Source organism: Granulicella sibirica, from assembly GCF_004115155.1.
Classification (GTDB): Bacteria; Acidobacteriota; Terriglobia; order Terriglobales; family Acidobacteriaceae; genus Edaphobacter; species Edaphobacter sibiricus.
Map to the genome: position 1 here is coordinate 2549729 of NZ_RDSM01000001.1, position 17921 is coordinate 2567649.

General features: G+C 63.5%; 12 protein-coding genes. 1 reads left to right on the plus strand and 11 read right to left on the minus strand.

Translation table 11 applies throughout. From position 1 onward, the window contains the following. Positions 1–18 precede the first annotated feature (18 nt). Entirely contained in the window at positions 19–471 is a 453-nt protein-coding gene (locus tag GRAN_RS10630) for a VOC family protein (RefSeq protein ID WP_128912836.1), read from the plus strand. A gap of 72 nt (positions 472–543) precedes the next feature. On the opposite strand, the gene GRAN_RS10635 is transcribed toward GRAN_RS10630, so the two are convergent. From GRAN_RS10635 to GRAN_RS10685, 11 genes are all read right to left on the minus strand, one after another. Next, complete coding sequence (locus tag GRAN_RS10635; RefSeq protein WP_128912837.1) at positions 544–2547, minus strand: alpha/beta hydrolase domain-containing protein; 2004 nt, start codon at positions 2545–2547, stop codon at positions 544–546. Between the two features lie 234 nt (positions 2548–2781). Beyond that, the gene (locus GRAN_RS10640; RefSeq protein WP_128912838.1) at positions 2782–3960 is read right to left on the minus strand and encodes a trans-sulfuration enzyme family protein; all 1179 of its coding nucleotides are present in this window, start codon (positions 3958–3960) and stop codon (positions 2782–2784) included. 396 nt (positions 3961–4356) lie between these two features. Beyond that, positions 4357–4872 (minus strand): hypothetical protein, encoded by a 516-nt coding sequence (locus tag GRAN_RS10645; protein ID WP_241654458.1) that lies wholly within the window; start codon positions 4870–4872, stop codon positions 4357–4359. Between the two features lie 5 nt (positions 4873–4877). Next, a complete protein-coding gene (locus tag GRAN_RS10650; RefSeq protein WP_128912840.1) occupies positions 4878–5504 on the minus strand; it encodes a response regulator in 627 nt (208 codons plus the stop codon). A gap of 4 nt (positions 5505–5508) precedes the next feature. Continuing rightward, positions 5509–8274, minus strand: a complete 2766-nt coding sequence (locus GRAN_RS10655; RefSeq protein ID WP_161570926.1) for a sensor histidine kinase — start codon at positions 8272–8274, stop codon at positions 5509–5511. 151 nt (positions 8275–8425) lie between these two features. Next, entirely contained in the window at positions 8426–9748 is a 1323-nt protein-coding gene (locus GRAN_RS26640) for a response regulator (protein WP_128912842.1), read from the minus strand. Between the two features lie 11 nt (positions 9749–9759). After that, on the minus strand, positions 9760–11682 hold the full coding sequence (locus GRAN_RS10665) for an ATP-binding protein (RefSeq protein ID WP_128912843.1): 1923 nt from the start codon (positions 11680–11682) through the stop codon (positions 9760–9762). Then, the gene (locus GRAN_RS10670) at positions 11675–12187 is read right to left on the minus strand and encodes a Rab family GTPase (protein ID WP_128912844.1); all 513 of its coding nucleotides are present in this window, start codon (positions 12185–12187) and stop codon (positions 11675–11677) included. The genes GRAN_RS10665 and GRAN_RS10670 overlap by 8 nt, the downstream gene beginning before the upstream one ends. Then, positions 12184–13794 carry an OmpA family protein gene (locus tag GRAN_RS10675; protein ID WP_128912845.1) on the minus strand — a complete coding sequence of 537 codons (1611 nt, stop codon included), beginning with the start codon at positions 13792–13794 and terminating at the stop codon, positions 12184–12186. The genes GRAN_RS10670 and GRAN_RS10675 overlap by 4 nt, the downstream gene beginning before the upstream one ends. A 40-nt stretch (positions 13795–13834) precedes the next feature. After that, positions 13835–14416: a hypothetical protein gene (locus GRAN_RS10680; RefSeq protein ID WP_128912846.1), complete on the minus strand. Its 582-nt coding sequence runs from the start codon at positions 14414–14416 to the stop codon at positions 13835–13837. Positions 14417–14538: 122 nt separating this feature from the next. Then, positions 14539–17772, minus strand: a complete 3234-nt coding sequence (locus GRAN_RS10685) for a patatin-like protein (protein WP_128912847.1) — start codon at positions 17770–17772, stop codon at positions 14539–14541. Positions 17773–17921: the final 149 nt, after the last annotated feature.

The window sequence follows — 17921 nt, forward strand, 5'->3', positions numbered from 1 at the left end:
TCCTTTCGCGGGTGCTGCATGCATAAGATCACGCCGTTTCTCTGGTTCAACACCGATGCCGAGGATGCCGCCGATTTCTATCTTTCGGTGTTTGCTTCGGGGCGCAAGGTAAGCGAGTTGCGGGCTCCAGCAGGTGCGCCTGCGCCAGCGGGGTCGCTGATGGTGATCACGCTTGAGCTTGAGGGGCAGCAGATGACGTTTCTCAACGGTGGGCCTGGCCATCCTTTGACGGAGGCGTTTTCCTTCTCGGTGGTGTGTGAGACGCAGGAGGAGATCGACGGGTACTGGGACAAGCTGGTGGAGGGGGGATCTCCGATGGCCTGCGGGTGGTTGAAGGATAAGTACGGGCTCTGCTGGCAGATTGTGCCAGCACGGCTTCAGAAGCTGGTTTCTACGCCGGGCGGGATGAAGGCGATGATGTCGATGGTGAAGTTCGATATCGCGGCGCTGGAGAAGGCTGCGGCTGGTTGAGGCTGGGCGATTGGAAGGATGTGGGTCCCACATCTCAGAGGCGAGATGTGGGGCACCCGGGTTGTCGGCTGGTTAGCGTGGGACGGGGGCTTGTTCGGCCTGGTGGATGAGCTTTTCGGCGTCGTCGGGTAGAAGTAAGCGCTGCTTTACGAGCGCTTCGGCGGCGGTGCGGACGCGGGTGACGTAGGCGGCGTGGGTGGGGTAGCGTTCTTCAAGTGACGGGCGAGGGTCATGGGTGGCGGAGCGCTCGGCGGCGGTGGCGGGGAAGGGGATGTAACCGCCGGTGAGGGAGCAGAACTGGCCCTTGCGGAAGCCGCCGTTGACCGGGTTCCAGCCGGTGTAGGTGCCGAGGGGGGCGTCCTGGAGGGGGCTGTGGATGCCGCCGATCTCGTTGCCGTCGGGGTCGAGGGTGGGTAGGACGGCGGGAGTGGCTCCGAGGATGGTGAGGGGTTGCGCGGGGGCTATGCCGGAGAGGTCGTTGGCGCGGAATTCGGGGCCGAGGGCGTAGATGAGGTTGGGGTTGAAGACATCGTGGGGGAGAGGCGCGCCGGGGATGCGGGGGAAGGTGGAGAGGACCTGTGCGGCGGGGGCGAGGGTTTTGGCCTGGAGGGTGGGGTAGATGTTGTCGGGCGGGGCGGTGTCGTCGACGACCCACTGCCTGAGGGCGAGGATGAGGGCGCGGCGGGTGGGGGTTTCGGGGTTTGGGTTTGCCGGGAGGGTGCAGTTGGCGAGGGGGTGCGGGGTGATCGAGAAGCCGCCGGGACCTCCGCCGTGGGTGGTACCGGCGAAGTAGAAGCGGCGGACGTTGGCGGGGAGGGGCAGATCGGCTGCGGCGGTGGTTCCTACAAAGCCCATGGAGGCGCGGAGGGAGTAGAACTCGGCTGAGCCGAGAAGTTCGATGATTTTGGGGCAGGTGTGGGTGGCGGTGCAGCGGTCGAGCTCTCCGGCGGTGGGGTTGTGGCGGATGGGGTCGGGTGTGGGGGCGTACCAGTTGGCTCCGTCGGTGCCGATCTCGAAGAGCATGCTGGTTCCGCCGGGGACGCCGAAGCGGACGTTGAGTGGTACCTGGCGGGCCGAGATGATGGGCATAAGGCCGGCGAAGACGATGTGGCCGGATTCGTCTTCATTGAAGCCCAGGTTGAGGAAGCTGCGGAGGAAATTTCCCGATTGCGAGACGCCGGCAGCGATGGCGGCTCGGGCGTGTCCGGCCACAGGGTTTTCGAAGCCTTCTCCGCCTGGGCTTGTCATGAGGAAGGCGTTCAGGTCGCGAACGGCGGCGAAGCCGAGGCCCATCACGAGAGGGTCTTTAGCGGTGTATCGCAGTTCGTAGAGGAGGGCGGGGTCGGCTCCTTGCTTGAGGCAGATCTTTGCGGGATCGGGTGTGCCGGTTTCGCAGTCGGCCCAGGACCAGTCGGTTGGGGGGATTTCAGATTGGCCGGCGACTGCTCCGTCGATGTCTTCGTACTTCCTGGTGATGAGGTGGGCGTGGGTGGTGTCGAGGTCGACTGGGGTGGGCGGGAGGTCGTTCGCACCGTAGGTGATGGAGTGGGCGAGGGCGAGGGTCTCACGGCCGGCGGGTTCGTCCATGAAGCGGGCGAAGACGGAGCCGGTGATAGGGGAGCCATCGGGATTACGCGCGATGGGGACGCGGATGGTTTCGGCGTGGCCTCCGCCACTGGTGCGGCCTTCGAAGGGGATGTCGCCCTGCCAGCCGGAGACCAGGAAGAAGTCTCCGTTGGCGTATTCGCGGGGCAGGGCGGGGCTGCCGCGGTTGACGACATCGTAGAAGAGGACGGCCTTGGGGGATGGGTGGAGCGGGGCGTAGAGGGTGAAAGTTGCGGTGTATTCGACCATGCCCCGGGGGTTCAGGGGGGTGTGGTCGATGTCCTGAATGATGCGGTTGTGGGGGTCGTGCGGGTCGACTTCACCGTAGGCGTAGCCGGAGAGGACGCGGTAGGTGGCGGGGACGTCCCTGGTGACTTCAGCTGGGGCGGGTTTGAGCTCGACGCGGACGATGCGGGCCTGGGCGGCGACGGTCAGGGTGAAGAGGGCGAGGGTTGTGAGGCGTTTGAGCAATGCGGCTCCTCGGAATCGCGATGATGCCTGCATGATATCCGGCGGCGAGTGGGGAGGATTGCAGGCAGCGATCACCTGCTCGTCGGCGGTATGGGCTCCCCACCTTAGCCGACGATGTTGCTGTCGGCGAAGGTGGGGCACCCGGCTAAGGTGGGGTACCCGGCTGTTGTGATTGTCTGGCGGAAGGCGACCGCAGATTCCCTTCGCGAAGGACAGCCAGAAAGGCGGATGCGGCTAGGTAGTGGGGAAGATTCTTGCGAAGGCTTGCTCGAAGTCGGCGATGAGGTCCTGCGGGGCTTCGAGGCCTACGGAGAGGCGGATGAGATGGTCGGAGATGCCGAGGCGCTGGCGGGTTTCGAGAGGGATGTCGCAGTGGGAGGCGGTCGCCGGATTGGTGATGAGGGTTTCGACGCTTCCGAGGCTCTCGGCGCAGGTGCAGAGCTTGAGGGCTTCGATGAAGTGAAGGGAGTCCTCGGTAGAGGCTTTGAGCTCGAAGGAGAGCATGCCGCCGAAGGCCTTCTGCTGCTTTTCGGCGAGGGCCTTCTGGGGGAAGGAGTCAAGGCCGGGATAGTAGACGCGGGCGACGCGGGGATGGTCTTCGAGCCACTTGGCGATCTGGCCGGCGTGGCTGCAGTGCATGGCGAGACGGGCCGGGAGGGTCTTGACGCCCTGGAGAGTGAGCCAGGCGTCGAAAGGGGACGCGATGCTGCCTATGATCTTGCGGACGAAGCGGAGGCGCTCGGTGTGCTCCGCGTTGTTGGTCGCGAGGGAGCCGCCGATGGTGGCGTTGTGGCCGTCGATGTACTTGGTGGTGGAGAGCATGGAGATGTCCGCGCCGAGCGAGAGGCAGTTCTGCAGGAGCGGGGTGAGGAAGGTGTTGTCGACGGCGAGGAGGATGTTCTCGTGGGAGTGGGCGAGGTCGGCGATGGCGCGGACATCGGAGAGCTTGAGGGTGGGGTTGGCGGGGGTTTCGATGAAGATGAGGCGGGTGTTGGGGCGGATGGCCTGCTCGGTGGCCTCGACGCTGGAGGTGTCGGCGTAGGTGTACTCGACGGCGAAGTTTTCGAGGACCTGATGGAAGAGGCGGGCGGTTCCGCCATAGATGACGTCGGAGAGGATGACGTGGTCGCCGGCTTTGAGGAGGGCAAGGCAGAGGGTGGTGATGGCGGACATGCCGGAACGGAAGCAGAGGGCGTACTCGGTGCCTTCGATGGCGGCGATGGCCTGTTCGAGGGCGTTGACGGTGGGGTTCGCACCGCGCGAGTAGCCGTAGCCCTTGGTGACGCCGACGCTCTCATGGATATAGGTGGCGGTCTGGTGGATGGGGAAGAGGATGGAGTTCGACTGCTTCTCGTAGCTGCGATTGGAATGGATGACGAGGGTGGACGGCTGGAAATCGGGACGATCGGACAAGGAACCTCCTGGGTTGCTGAGCGAGAACGGGCCATGGGACGGGATCGGGGGAGTTGGCCCCAGACGGCTGCTCAGAGAGGCGGGGGTCGCTGCGGAAGCGGGGTCCTGCGTCTACGCTGGCTTCGTGCCGCCTGGGGCTGGCATGGCCATGGGCATTCGAACTCCGCTACAGGTGTACAGCATGTTTTGCCTCGGACGCTACTGACTCATTGAATCATAGATGGCTGGGCATGGGCTGCGGACTCAGCCCATCCATTCGTCCATCCAAAGGTGGAGTGGGATTCATCCCGTGGGGGCGTGACCGGAGGGTGAACCGGACCTAATGTTGAGGAAGCAAAGATCTCATCAACACTCCTCCAGCGCCCCGGAAACGGGGTGCTTTTTTTGCGCGCATCGCTATGGCTCGAGAGTGTAGGGGAGGAGGAAGCGGCCGATCTGGATGGTGGGGCGATCGGCGGGGGGCCAGATCTTGAAGGACTCGATGCGGATGGGCTGCTTCGAGGCGTGCGCGGCTACGTTGCCGCGTTCGGCTCCGGTGGCGGCGTCGAAGATGTGGACGAGGAGGCCGTCGGGGCCGCGGCTCCAGCCTAGGACGTAGGCCCCTGCGGGGAGGGTGATCTCGGTGCCGAGGTGCAGGGGGCTTTGGGTGAGGAGATAGTGCGAGTACTTGCCGTCGGCGGCGTATCCGGCGGTGATGAGGACGACGGCGGCGATGGTGTGGCCGTGGTCGTCGGTGATGCCGGTGGCGGTGCGGAGTTCGGTCTCGATGCGTTCTTTTTCGACGGGGGCGCGAGCGGGGAGGAAGGCTTCGAGCTCGGCGGGGGTGGCGGCGCGCCATGTGGGTTTGGGCTGGGCGCTCAGGGCCAGATGAGGCAGGCAGAATGCGAGGAGACAGATAATCCAGAGTCGCAAAGGGGTCACCCGAGATGCACGAAGCCGCGTTGGAGGGCTACGGTTGCGGCCTGGGTGCGGTCGACGACTCCCAGTTTGCCGAGCAGGCTGTTGACGTGGGTCTTCACCGTGGCTTCGGAGATGAAGAGGTCGGCGGCGATCTCCTTGTTGGCACGACCGGCGACGATGCGTTCGAGGACACTGAGCTCGCGGGCGGTGAGCTGCTGGCCGCTGACGCGCTCGGCGAGCTTTTCGGCCACGGGCGAGGTGATGCGGGATTTGCCGGCGTGGACGGCCTGGATGGTCTTGAGGAGCTCGTCGAAGGGCATGCCTTTAAGCATGTAGCCCCTGGCCCCGGCCTGGAGGGCGCGGAAGATGTCTTCGTCGCCATCGTAGGTGGTCAGGACGACGACGCGGGCTTCGGGGAACTCGGCACGGATTTGCTTGATGGCTTCGACGCCGCCCATTTTGGGGAGTTGGAGGTCCATGAGGGTGACGTCGGGTTTGAGGGTGCGGAACATGGCGACTGCTTCGACTCCGTCTCCGACAGATCCGACGACTTCGAGTTCGTCGATGGAGGAGAGCAGGGCGACGAGTCCCTGGCGCACGACCTGGTGGTCTTCGACCAGCATGATGCGGATTGGATCGGACACGGTGTTACTCCTTTGCTCCGGCGATGGGGGTGGAGAGGGTGATCTTCGTTCCCTTGCCGAGGCTGCTTACGATGTCAAGACTGGCTCCGAGAACTTTGGCCCGTTCGTTCATGCCGCTTAGTCCGAAGTGACCCTGAGCCTTTGCGGCTTCGTCCATGGCGAAGCCCTGGCCCTTGTCCTCGACGATGAGGACAAGCATATCGCTTTCGTAGAAGAGGTCGATAGAGGCCTCGGCGGCGCGGGCGTGGCGCTGGATGTTCGAGAGGGATTCCTGGGCGATGCGGAGGACTTCATTCTCGATGCGGTTGTCGAGTTGGCGGTAGGCTCCGCTGATCTTCAGGTGAATCTTGAGGGTGTCGCCGGAGTAGCGTTCTACGACCTTGGCGAGGCGGGTGGGAAGGCTGTCCTGGGACAGGTTGGCGCGGAGCTCCCAGATGCTTTGACGGGCATCGGCGAGGCCGTCGGTGACGAGCTTGCGGGTCTGCTGGACCTGCTTGATGGCGGCTTCGACCTTGGTGAGCTGGAGGAGTTGGGAGACGATGTCGAGCTGGATGGAGACGCCGACGAAGTCCTGGGCGAGGGTGTCGTGGATCTCGCGGGCCATGCGGTTGCGCTCGTTGAGGACGAGATCGAAGCGGGCCTGGAGGCGGCGGAGGCGGAGGCGGTAAAGGGCGATCGAGATGGCCGCGATGGCCAGGATTACGAGGGTGGCGAACCACCATCTGCGATAGAAGGGCGGGATGACGCGGAAGGGGAGGGTGGCTCCGGCTTCGTTCCAGAGGCCGTCGTTGTTCATGGCCTGGACGCGGAAGGTGTAGCCGCCGGGGGGCAGATTGGTGTACGTGGCGGTGCGGCGGGTGCCGGCGTCGGTCCAGGCGCGGTCGAAGCCTTCGAGGAGGAAGCGGTAGCGGATCTCGGAAGGCGCGGTGAAGCTGAGGGCGGCGTAGTCGATCGTGAAGCGGGTGTGGCCGAAGGGGATCTGGATGGGATTGGCGGTGGTGTCGATGGGGAGTTCGTCGACGGAGAACTGCTCGATGGCGACGGGCGGTGGGATGGGATTGATGGGGAGGTGGGCTGGGTCAAGGATGGCTACGCCGCGGCGGGTGGAGAACCAGAGCTCGCCGTTGGCCATGGACCAGAGGACGGGGGAGCCGGCGGCTACCTTCTCTTCGCTGGGCATGCCGTCGGCGAGGCCGTAGTGGTTACTGTTGGGCGTGCAGGGGGTGTTGGTTTCGGCGCACTTGTCGAGGCCGGCGATGAGGATGCGGTCGATGCCCCGGTCGCGGCGGAGCCAGAGGTAGCCCTGGGGGCCGGCGGAGATGCCGTTGATGGGGCTGCTCAGCGCTTCGACGTCGATTGAATGGAAGGTGTTTTGGATGAGGCGGCTTAGGCCGACGCCCTTGGTGGCGACCCAGAGTTCTCCTTCGCGGTCTTCGGTGATGGCCGTGACGATGCCTTCAGGGAGGCCGTTGCGGGTGGTGAAGGTGTCGATCTTGCCGTCGGGAGCGAGGGTGGAGAGACCGGTGGAGGTGCCTATCCACAGCGTACCGTTCTGGGCGCGGAAGAGGGTTCCGATGAGGTCTCCGCCGAGGCCCTGGGCGCGGGTGAGTATCTCCATTTTATCGCCGGTGAGGTGGACGAGGCCGTGGCGGGTTCCGATCCAGACGGAGCCGTCGGGGTCTGCGAGCAGGGATTGAATGTAGTCGTCGGGGAGGCCCTCGGCGGAAGTGATGTGCTGGACATTTCCGTTGGCGGCGACGTGGTTGAGGCCGTCGGGGGTGCCAGCCCAGACGCTTCCTTGAAGGCCGGGGGCGAGCGAAAGGATTACGGGGCTGGTGAGGGTTTCGGGGTGGGGAGTGACTCCAGGGCCCAGGCCACGGAGTCCGTCTTCTCGGGTCCCGATCCAGATGGTGTGGTTGCCGGTCTCCGTGATGGCGGTGACGGCCTGGTTCTCGAGGGAGGGCTCGGTACGGAACTTCTGGGGGCGAAGGATGTGGAGGCCGGAGGATTCGGTGCCGATCCAGTAGTTTCCTTCGGTGTCCTCGAAGACCTGGAGGACGGGGTTGCCGTTGAGGGCGGGGACTGGGGTCGCGGTGGAGGCGTCTTTTGTGAGGATAGAGAGGCCGTCGTTGGTGCCGATCCATGCGGTTCCGGCGCGATCAACGAAGAGGGTTTCGACCCGGGTTCCCGGGAGGGTGGCGCCTACCTTCCACTGCTTCGACGAAGTGCTTGAGTGGCGGCTGACTTCAGTGTTGGTGTAGGTCCAGATGCTGCCGTCCGGAGCATTGATGCCCGGGCTGGAGGGCTGAGTTGGAGCGGTGATGAAGTGGTCTGGTATCCACTGGGCGGAGCCGTTGTCTGTGGTGATGAAGAGGGAGCCGTCACGGGAGGGTTGCAGGGCGCGGACGGTGCGGGACGGGAGGCCGTTCTTTTCGTCGAAGCGTTTGAAGTGCTGGTTGCGGTAGAGGATGAGGCCGTCGGGGGTGCCAATCCAGAGGTCGCCGTTGGTGCTGGAGGCGAGGCAGCAGGCGTCGTCGCTGAGGAAGGCGGGGTCGTTGGTATGGCTGAAGGTCTTGAAGGCGATGCCGTCGAAGCGGGCTATGCCGGCTTCGGTTGAGAGCCAGAGGAAACCGTCTGGGGTTTGGAGGATCTGGTGGACGCTGTTCTGGGGGAGGCCGTCTTCGGTGGACCAGGATTGGTGGTGGAGGTAGCGGAGGTCCTGGGCGTGGGTGGGCTGAGTTAGGAGGGCCAGGGCGATGGCAAGGACCAAATACAGGGGGCCCTCGCGGTGCTCAGGATGACGGCGTAGAACAGGCAGCGGCAAGTGCGAGACGCAGATTCCCTTCGGGAATGACAACCAAGAAGACAAAGGCAAGAGCGAAAGCCATAGCGACGGCGAGAGCAAAAGTGGATTCCCTCCTTCAGCTCTTGCTCAGGACGCGGGCGAGGCAGGTCGTGACGCGGGTGGTGAGTTGGGGGATGGTGAAGGGCTTGGTGAGGTAGTCGGTGGCACCGGCTTCGAAGGCGGCACGGGTGCTTCCTTCGTCGCCGGCGGCGGTGAGGACGAGGACGGGGAGGGCGTCGGTGGCGGTATCGGCGCGGAGGCGCTTGAGGACGGTGAGGCCGTCCATGTTTGGCATGTTGAGGTCGAGGACGAGGAGGTCGGGTGTGCTTTCGAGGATGGCGGCGAGGCACTGTTCGCCGTCGTCGGCGACGGAAAGATCGAAGTCGCGGGCGAGGGCGGATTCGGCGAGGAGGTGGATGTTGGAGTCGTCGTCGGCGACGAGAACCTTGAGTCGGCTCTGGGGGCGGACGCTGGGGGCTTGCTGGGTGGGTTCGGGCTGGTAGGTGGCGGCGGAGGGGATGACAACGATCTCGCCGCCTTCGCAGGCGCAGAAGACGCGCGGGCCGTTGGAATGTTCAGCGGCGAACTGGATGGCCTGCTGCTCAATTTCGGCCATCATCTCGTCGTCGTGGAGGGGATCGTGGTGGATGAGCGCGAGCTGTTTGACCCCGGCTACCGTAGCGAGTTCGACGGCGTACTCGTAGGTGCTGTGGCCCCAGTTCTTCTTGGAGGGGTATTCGCGTGGGGTGTACTGGCTGTCGTGAATGACGAGGTCGGCTCCGGCCATGAACTCGGCGTGGCGGCGGTCGCCGGGGTGGAGGATGGATTCGAGCTTGCCGGGTTCGGCGTCGGCGCGCCAGAGGGTGTCGGAGAAAGGCTCGTGGTCCGTGAGGTAGACGACTGCGACGCCGTCGGCCTCGATGCGATAGCCGAGGCAGATGGCGGGGTGGTTGAGGTACTGGGTGAGGACGCGGACTCCGTTGATGTCGTGGGCACCTTCGCTGAGGTCGCGGTAGGTGATCTTGCCGGGGAGTTCGTCGAGCTTGACGGGGAAGTAGGTGAACTCCATCTGGCCGGCGAGTACGTTGGCGAGCGAGTTTCCGAGGCCCTCGGCGGCGCAGATGGTGAACTCGTTGCCGGGGATGAAGACGGGAGCGAAGAAGGGGAAGCCCTGGATGTGGTCCCAGTGGGTGTGGCCGATGAGGATGGTGGCGCGGTGTGGGCGCGGGGTCTTCATCATGTCCATGCCGAGGAGGCGGACGCCGGTGCCGCAGTCGAGGATGATGCGCTGGCCTGCGTCGGTGACGACTTCAACGCAGAGGGTGTTGCCGCCGAATTTCACCGTGGATGGGCCGGGTGTGGCGATCGATCCTCGGGTTCCCCAGAAACGTACGCGCATGATGTTGCCCTCTAGGTTATGCCTGTCAGCAGTTGCTCGAGATAGCTTCCGAAGTCCGCGATCGCGGTGCGGATTTGTTCGATCGCGTGGTCCCTGGCGGCGAGCTCGATGGTGGTGCCTACTTCGGTGATGTAGGGAAAGCCAAAGCTCTTTCCGGTGCCGTGAAGATTGTGCCCGATCCGTTGGATCGTAGTGTAGTCTTCGGCAGCTTCGGCAAGACGAAGAGCTTTCAGTTCCTTTTCGACATTCCTGAGATAGCGGGGTGCGAGGGCGGAGATGGACTGCTCGACGGGGGCGGTTGCAGAGGCGGGCACGGGCGCGTTTTGAGCCGGTCGCTGGCTACAGGGGAGGGCGTGGCGGCGGATGGCGGCGACGAGGGTTGTCTTGCTGATGGGCTTGGTGAGGTGGGCGTTGCAACCGGCGGACATGCTTTGGGTGAGTGCTTCCTTGAAGGCGTCGGCTGTGAGGGCGATGATGGGGAGGGGTTGGGCTCCCTGTTTGCTCTCCCACTCGCGCATTTTCGTTGTGGCGGTGTAGCCGTCCATGACGGGCATGTGGGCGTCCATGAGGACGAGGTCGTAGTGGCGGAACTTCATCTTGCCGAGAGCGATTTCGCCGTTTTCGGCCAGCTCGAGGATGCAGGGGGAGCGCTTGAGGTACTCCTGGAGGAGGAAGCGGTTGTCTTCGGAGTCGTCGGCGAGGAGGATGTGGGCGGCGGGGAGGTCGAGGGAGTTGGGCGCGGTGGTTTCGGGTGTGCGGGGTGAGAGTTCGGTGCGGCCTGAGACTCCGAGCTTGACGGTGAAGAGGAAGGTGCTGCCCTGGCCGACGATGCTCTCGACCCAGATGCGGCCGCCCATCATCTCAACGAGGCGCCTGGAGATGGCGAGGCCGAGGCCGGTGCCTCCGTATTTGCGGGTGGTGGAGGAGTCGGCCTGGGAGAAGTTCTCGAAGATGGAGCCGAGCTTTTCGGGGGGGATGCCGATGCCGGTATCGCGGACACGGAAGAGGAGCGAGCCGGGGGTGGGGTCGCCGGGATCCTGGCTGACCAGGACTTCGAGTCTGCCGGTGTCGGTGAACTTCATGGCGTTGCCGAGGAGGTTGATGAGGATCTGGCGGAGGCGGAGGGGGTCGCCGATAAGAACGGGTGGGAGATCGGCGGCTAGCGTGGAACCGACTTCGAGGCCCTTGGCGGAGGCCTTGACGCGGGTGAGGTCGAGGACGCGGGCGATGACCTCGGCGGGCTCGAAGTCGACGGACTCGAGCTCGAGGTGGCCGGACTCGACCTTGGAGAGATCGAGGATGTCGTTGATGAGGCCGAGGAGGTTTGCTCCGGCGCGCTGAAAGACGTCGACGTAGCGGCGCTGCTCTGTGTCCAGGTGAGTTTCGGCGAGGAGATCGGCCATGCCGAGGATGGCGTTGAGCGGGGTGCGGATCTCGTGGCTCATGGTGGCGAGGAACTCGCTCTTGGCCTGGGTGGCGCGCTCGACTTCGCGGTTAAGCCGGGTGATGGTCTCGTACTGGATGACCATTTCGTGGGCGTAGAGCTGGAGTTGCTGGTGGTTGATGTAGGTGGCGTCGGCGCGCTCGATGGCGAGGAAGTGGCGTGAGCCGGAGGTCACGGCGATGGCGAGTAGGTGGTACTCGTTGCCCTCGAGGTCGGATTCGGTCCAGAAGTCGGATTGAAGGCGTGGGGTGGATGAGGCTTGCCAGAACTCTTCGGCTACGGGGAGAAAGCCTTCGAGCGCGGGGAAGTGGCTGGTGAGGGACTCGGGGTTTTCCGCGTATCCGCGCGCGATGAGGGTTTCGAACCATTCTGGTGGGGTGATGATGGGTGTGAAGTGGCCGGTGTCGTCTCGCTCGAAGACAGCGAACTGCATGCCGTTGAGCAGAACGGCAGCGGCATTGGATGAGGCGGCGGCGACGGGGTCAGGCATCGGCTTTTTTCTCACGCACCATGCGTTCGGCGAGGGTCTGGAAGAGCTCCTGGACGCCCTCGCCGCTCCTGGCGCTGGTCAGGAGGAAGGTCCAGCCGAGGTCCGCGAGGCGTGTTAACGCTGCTTCGTCGATCTCCCAGGTTTCGCGCAGGTCGAGCTTGTTGACGACACAGGTGAACGGGACGGGGCCGAGTTCTGCCTGGACGCGGGATTGGAGGTCGATCGCGGCCTCGAGGGTGCTGGCTCGGGTGCCGTCGGCGACGAGGATGTAGCCGGAGGAGCCGCGAAGCTGCATGGGCTTGATCTGGGTGAGGGCGTCTTCCCCGGCGAGATCCCAGAGCATCAGGTTGACCTCCTGATCGTCGACGATGAGGGCTTTCTTGTCGATTTTGACGCCGAGCGTGGTGAGGTACTTGTCGGAGAAGATACTTCGGACGTAGCGGGCGACAAGGCTGGTCTTGCCGACGCCGAAGGAGCCGATCATGCAGATCTTTTTCTGGATCATCGCGGGGTGTCCTTCGAGTGTGCGGCAGGCATGATGAGTTTGAAGGTGACGCGCCGGTCGAGTTCCTGCGGATACGTTTCCATGGCGGCGTGCTCGGGGTTGCTATCGGCTACGCCGGAGGGCGAGAGGATGTAGGCAGGGATGCCGCGCTCGAGAAGGGCGTTCGAGACGGTTCTGGCTCTCGCCTGGCTGAGTTCGACGTTGTGATCCTCTTTGCCGGTGCGGTCGGTGTGTCCGTAGATCTCGATCTGGATGGGCAGCCCGTCGGCGAGGGCGATACGGCCGATGATCTTGATCTCCTCTTCGGTCGCTTCGAGTTCCTCGAACTGGTTCATGGGGAGCTGGGCGGAGTTGAGGTCGAAGTGGAGCACCTCGCGTTCGAGGATGGCCTTTTCGGTTTCCATGCGGCGCTTGCCGTCGAACTTTGGATCGAGGGATTGATAGGGCTCCCAGCGCTGCGAGACTTTGTTTTCGGGGATGTTCGAGTCGGCGAGGAAGGAGCGTGGGTCGACTGCGAGGGGATCGCGCAGGCCGGCGATGGAGTAACGGAACCAGAGGCGGCGATCCTGAATGACGACGATGCCGGGCTCGTTGCGGAGACGATCGACGTAATCGGCCCAGCGCTGGTTGTCGCGGACGCGCAGCGCGATGAGAGCCGCGATGGCGAGCAGGATGACTGCGAAGGCGAGCCAGACGGCCTTATAGGACTTCTTGACGCGGGCTTTCTGACCTCCGAGAAGGCAACGTTGCAGGTTGACCTTTGCGCCTTCGACGGTCGAGGAGTCTCCGTCGAAGGTTTGGAGGGCAGAGGAAAACTCGGCATGGATGGCTTCGAGTTCGCGTTCAAAGACCTGGCGGAGCTCTGGCGGGGGTTGGCCACTGACGACAGCGGCAAGGAGGGCGAGAGGGCCGTGGGCTAGCCAGAGCTTGAATTCGCCGACCTGCATGTCTTCGAGCTCGTCGGACTTGGCGCGGCCGAAGGAGTCGCGGACGAAGTCCTGGATGGCGGTGAGCATGCCGGAGATGAGGTCGGCATCCTGCACGACGCCATCGCTGACGGCGACGTGGCCGAGGAGCAGGCCGGTTTCGCGGTGGATGAGGAAGACCTGCTCGACACGGTAGCTGAGGCTATGGGTGAGGGCGACTTCGCCGAAGGAGCGGCCGGTGCGCCACGCCTCGAAGCGCCAGCGCCAGCTCTCGAAGGACAGGCCGCGGTCGAGCATGAGGTTGAGGGAATCGAACATGCCCTGGAGGGCGTGGGCCACGGCCTTGCGAACGGCGTCACCGATGATGGGGAAGAGCGAGGTCGCGAGCATGGCGGGATCGCGCGCGACGGAGATGCGGAGGGCTTCTTCAATGAGGGGCTGGAGGGTGGTCTGGAGTTTGTGATCTTGTTTGGCGCGGAGGGCTATGGCTTCAGCGATGCTTGTGCTGAGCTCTTCGGAGCGAAGGCGCGGGTCGTCGAGACGGCGGCGCAGGGCTGCGATCTGCTCGACCTCGGGGCCGAGCAGGAGAGAGCGAAGCTGACGCAGTCGGTCTTCCGTGTCGTCCGGGTCAGCCGCGCCGTCGCCGCTGTTTGGTTGATTGGTTAGGAGGTCATCGGCCATTGGCTATCGTCCCGGCGGCTTGCTGGCCAGTCGTCTGGCGCTAATGACCTTCGTTGGAGTCCTGTCCGGGCTGACCGTCCTCGCTGATCTGAGTCGCCATTCCGATGAGAAGCTCCGAGAGCAGAGCGCGATCGGTCTTGGTGTGGCGCAGTTCGCCGACGCGACGCTCGAGGAGGGCGCGGAGACTGTCGTGGCGCTCGGCGATCTCGTCGAGGAGCTTGCGCGACTCGGCCATGAGCTCCTTGCGCAGGGTGCTCTGTCCCTCGGCGGTGGAGGCATCGAGATCGTGGATCTTGCGATTCATCTCGTCGTGGATGGACTTGAGATCGCGGTCGAGGGAGTGGAAGTTGTTCGTCCGCTCTTCGCGTTCGGCCTTGATGCGGGCGGCCAGAGCCTCGGTTTCGCTGCGGAAGAAGCCTTCGAGGGAGTCGAAGCGCTTGCGCATCGTCTCCTTCAACTCGACGGTCTCGCGGACGAGGTTTTCTTCGAGCCTGGCGAAGCGTGCTTCATAGTTTTTGATCTGCGATCCGAAGAGAATGTCACGGATCTTATCGACGCTCGCGCCTGCTTCCGGTCCCGCGACTTCTGCTCCCGGCATATCCTTTTGTTCCACTTCGCTCATGGGTTTGCCCTTTTTCGACATTAAGACCGACCTCTTTGGGGAGACGGGGCCATTCTACAGAAGGGATGAGGATTGTGAGGAACAAACGTTCCGGTGTGGCAGATCGGACGAAGTGCCACCCATTATTGCTTCGAGTGCGATTGCAGGAAGTGAAGTATAGGGACCTTGGGAGCTAACCACTCCCAGAGCGGGTAGAGCCAGGTTCCGATCTGGATAAGCGCTATGAGCAGGAACAGAACTCCAATGAAGACTAAGGCCGTTTTCCAGCGGGTGTCTTTCTCCCCGCGGATATAAGCCGCGAGAAGGGCTCGAAGGGTGACCAGGAGGAGGGAGAAGCCGAGGAGAGACCAGCCGAGTCCCAGGACCGCCGGCGCGAAGACGATGCCGCAGCCGATCAGGAAGAGTGCGATGAGCAGGATGAGCTGCTGCCAGTAGTTCGCAAGATCCCAGAAGACTGTCCTGGGGACGGAGATCTCGACGACGCCCCAGAAGGCTCTTCCGAAGTTGGTGATCCAGCCTGCCTGGGTGAAGAAGTTTCTCTCACGAGAGATCGTCTCCATCATTTTGCCGAAGATGGTGGTGGCACGCGCGATCACTTTCAGCTCGGTTTCGCGCTCCATGCCCTTGGGGACGAGATCCTGCCAGACTTTCATGAGTCTGCGGTGTTCTTCGGTGTCGCACGGTACGGGGTCTGGAGCGACGACGTTCAGGAGGTCCGCTACCTTCGCGTCGCTGAGTTGATTGGCCGGGCCTTGCGCGGCAAGCTGCCGGGCGGTCATCTCCTTGAGCTTGGACTGGACCTGGAAGTCGACGAAGATGGCGTTGTGCGCCTCTTCGATGAGCTGATCCCTTACGGGTTGATTTTCGTCGTAGGGGAGCAGGGACGTGATGAGCCGCTCGGCGGCGTCGAGGCGTCCCCAGAGCAGATCGCTTACCCGCCAGTCGCGATCGAGAAACGCTCCAAAATGCGCGACGGCAAGACCCTTGAGCTTTTGCCGCCGCTCGGTGACGTCGGGGATGAGGCCTCCGGCGTCTTCGGGTGCAATTCGGAGGATGTCGATGGTGTCGGAGGAGATAACGTCGGTGCCGAACATCATGGGGAACTGGATGGCGTCGAAGAGATCGAAGTTGGCGAAGAGCCTGCCGGCGATGCGGCCTGCATCGCTTGCGTTGAAGGCAGCGTCCAGTTCGTGGTGCGTGGCCTGAAGGAAGTTGTCCAGACCGGCTGACAAGGTCCCTCCAAGTTGATGGAGGACGGGATAAATCTGCGGTTTTTGTTGCCGCATGTCGTCCGCCAGCAGGTCGTTCGCGCGTGCGTCGCGTAGCTTTTCGATATCCGTGGGGTCGGATGAGCTTCGCTTCGTTTCACGTGTGGCGAACCGGACCGCCCCGGCGGGTTCCGCAGCCTGGTTCGGGCCGCCGATGATTCGGTTGAGAACGTCGATGATGTCCTGCCGGTCGGGGAGGATGGAGCTGACGTACTCGCGGGCATCCATCGGCTTTTTTGCCGCGGCCTTTGCTCTCGCGCTCTCGACCTGCTCCTGGAGGTCCGCCTCACGCATGAGTTCGTCTTCAATCTTCTTGAGCTGCTTATAGAGCGTGCCTACGAGCTGGCGCATGTCCTTGAGGCCGTCCGGCAGGCGGGGTGGAGCGTCGAGGCTGCTCATGCCGAACCTCAGGGTCGCCATGGCCTCCTGTTTCGCGGGACTCTTCTCGTTTGTGGAGCGCACGCTGTAGAGGACGTCGAGTTTTCTGGCGATGAAGCGGAGGCGCCGCAGGCGGTATGGGAGGTCGAATCCCGCGAGGTAGCGGGTGAGTCCATCGAGGGCACGCGCAAGTGCCTCGGGTTCTCCGGAGCGGGGAGTGGTGCCGAAGTCCTGCTCTCGCCATGCGCGGATGAGGGAACGCAGCGCGTAGAAGTAGGCTGAGTCCTCGTCGATGGAGCGGGCCTTCGCAACCACGATCGCAAGCTGGTCGGTGACCTCCGACGATCGCATGCGGTAGTAGGCGCGGAGGCAGACGTCCTTCGAGAACCAGATCTCCCGCCTGCTCTCCTCCGATCCGGGTTCGATCGCCGTTCCATTCTTGATCTGCTGCTCGATCTCGGCTTCGACTTCGGAGAGGGTCTTATTGATCCGGGTTACGGCGCGGTTTCTGTCGAGCACGCGCGTCAGGTCGTTGCGGATCGTCTGGTAGCCAGGGATGGTGATGAGGGCATCGATGCTGTTTTCGATGGCGTTCGGCGGGGGCTTTGGCGGAGCTGTCTCTACGTGGTCCGGACTCGGCTCGACGTAGATCAACTTGCGCGTGATGGGGACGAAAGACTGGCGCTTCAGGAGGGCATCGACGGCATAGCTGAACGGTGCGTTGTTGAGGTAGCCGCCATCTCCGAAGGCACGTTTTGGGAATGGTGTGCTTCCCGGGTTCACTCCGGAGAGATAGTTGGCGTAATACCTCTGCCAACGTGGTGAATCGGAGAAGCAGTCCATCCTGGTGGCGTAGATCTTGTGCCGCTGAAGGATTTCGTCGATGCTGCAAAGCCGCATGGGCTCGAACGCAAAGGGGAAGGAGGAGGTGCTGCGCGAGGCGAAGGCGAGGAACGGATTGTTATCGGGCTGGAAGTCGTTGCGAATGCCCTTGCGGTACTGGAGGTGATACGCGTTGCGATAGCGCCGCTCGTAGACGACGTTATCGAAGAGCTGAATGGGAATGGGGATGCCTTCGATGTCGGTCGTGGTGGCGAAGAGGTCGATTTCATCGCCGAGGGAGGTGGCTGGAGCGTCGGTGTCGGTGGACTTCTCGGGACGGGAGGAGCCGTCCATGCCGTCGAAGGCATCGAGAAGCTTGAGGTACATGCGGCGGCTGTTGAGAAGCGATTCGGTCTCGTCCGGGCGAGCGAGGTTCGTGTTCTCGTCGGACTTCTTATCGTTGAGGAGGCTCTCGATCGCACCCTCGTTGAACCAGAGATCCTGCAGGCTGGTCATGGGCACATTGTTGGCGAGGGATTTGGCGAGGAAGATTCCGTTGATGCCTCCCGCGGAGGTTCCGGAGATGACGTCGACCAGGAATTTGGTTTCGGTCGACGTGATGACGTCGCTCTTGTGAGGTAGAGTTCGCGGAGCCTGTCCGCGCCGCAGGATATAGGCAAGCCGCTGGTAGACGGGAGCGGTTCCCCTGGCTTCGTCGTCGGTGAATGGCTCGCCGGATGTCGCGCGCACCAGGTTTCTCATCTCCTGGGCTACACCATTGATATAGATCGCGAGAGATACCCCGCCGTAGAGGACGACGGCAAAACGGATTTCCTGTTGGTTCTGCGGCTCGTTGAGCATCGAGCGGACCCCGGTTGAAGAATGCAAACGTCCAGGAACTCTGGCCCGAGAAACTGGTTGAGCGTAATCCCGGCTGGGAGAAAGTGTGCAAACTTCAAAACCGCAAGGGACAGGTCGGCGTTCGAGAGGGAAGTGTAAAGCTCCTCGGGAAGAGATGCACCTACTTTTTGAAGCAA